We start from the raw sequence: 336 nt of genomic DNA on the forward strand, positions 1-336 counted from the left end.
GGGTAGATAGGTAGCACTAATGTTTTTCATAACCTGCGCATCAGAATCATAGTGCATAGAATGAACTTGCCAGAATTTTTGCCATTCATTCAAATCCATTTCAACCTTTTTTCCATCCACTGTGACCTCTTCTGTTTTTACGCCTAAGTCAAATGCTACCCTTTTCTGGAGTGCCGAGTCTTCAAATGGGGAGGGAACATCTGATGTTGGATTAATTTTCATCGTATTTTGTAATGCACTTTTGTCATAGACATTCCCCAAAAAGCGCTGCTCTCCACTTCTTAACATCGGATAATTGATGTCGTAAATTATATCATTACCACAAAATATATTATT

General features: G+C 37.2%; 1 protein-coding gene. It reads right to left on the reverse strand.

Annotated elements, in window-relative coordinates:
• The coding region (locus AAOP42_RS00865; protein ID WP_349526559.1) for a hypothetical protein at positions 1-336 on the reverse strand (336 nt) is incomplete at both ends.

The sequence above is a fragment of the Reichenbachiella sp. MALMAid0571 genome (assembly GCF_040151475.1).
In the GTDB taxonomy this organism is placed as follows: domain Bacteria; phylum Bacteroidota; class Bacteroidia; order Cytophagales; family Cyclobacteriaceae; genus CAXBNB01.